The organism is Cryobacterium sp. RTC2.1 (assembly GCF_035018685.1).
GTDB lineage: Bacteria > Actinomycetota > Actinomycetes > Actinomycetales > Microbacteriaceae > Cryobacterium > Cryobacterium glucosi.
In genome coordinates this window covers 1-1,046 of record NZ_JASJXJ010000316.1, presented here as the reverse complement: position 1 = coordinate 1,046, position 1,046 = coordinate 1, and the positions used below count along the sequence as shown (strand labels likewise).

At 65.5% G+C, this 1,046-nt stretch carries 1 protein-coding gene; it reads left to right on the top strand.

The genetic code is table 11. From position 1 onward, the window contains the following. A partial coding sequence (locus QN357_RS19050; protein ID WP_323505407.1) for an IS21 family transposase occupies nucleotides 1-1,038 on the top strand: 1,038 nt, incomplete at its 5' end. Nucleotides 1,039-1,046: the final 8 nt, after the last annotated feature.

Below are 1,046 nucleotides of genomic sequence, written 5' to 3'. Positions count from 1 at the left end.
ATCTTCGTCGTCACGTTCCCGTTCTCGGACATGCGCTTCGTTCAGGCCTACCGCGGAGAGACCGCCGAGTGCGTCTGCCACGGGCTGCGCACCGTGTTCGATCACATCGGCGCCGCGCCCCGGCACCTGGTCTTTGACAACGCCACCGGTATCGGGCGAAGAGTCGGCACCAAAGTCGTCGAGGCCAAACTGTTCGGCGCGTTCAAACTGCATTACCGGTCGGAGTCGCGGTTTTGCAATCCATACTCCGGCAACGAGAAGGGCAACGTCGAAAACGCCGTCGGGTTTCTCCGCCGAAACCTGATGGTTCCCGAGCCAGAAGCGGCCACTCTCAAGGGGCTCAACGACGTGCTGATGACACGGTGCATGGCCTTGGCCGAGACGACGCACTACCGGAAAGGCCTACCTATCAGCGAGCTCTTCGCCCAAGACGTCGCTGCGTCGCTGGCGCTGCCCGGCGTGGGGTTTGACCCGGTGCGTTATGAGTCCCGCACGGCTGACAAGAAGGGAAACGTCCTCATCGACGGCAACACCTACGCGGCCGGATCCTCATTCCACAGCCGCACCCTCACCGTCGGGCTCCGCCACGACGTCGTCGAGATCCTCGATGAGCATTCCGCGCCGGTGCGGTCCTTTCCCCGCGCCTTCGGAGTGCAGGCCGAGACGATCTTCGAGCCCGCGGCACTGCTGCCGCTGCTAGTGACCAAGCCCGGCGCCTGGAGCCATTCCCCGCTGCGGCCGTTGGTCTCTGAGCCGGTGCGCGACTGGCTCGACAAGGCCCCCGCGACCAACCGACGCCGCCTGCTCAGTGCCGTCGAGGCCGCATCGGGATCGGCCGGGTTCGACGCCGCCATCACTGCTGCCGACCTGCTCATCCAGCGCGGCGACACCCCCGAGATCGCCGCGCTGGGCATGCTCGCCCGACGCCTGGCCGACGGCACCAGCCCGGCCGTGGAGAACGTGGACCTGAGCGTCTATGACATCTTCACCACCGAAAGCTTCACCACCCTCAACACGCTGACGGGAGAAATCGCATGACTCTGATC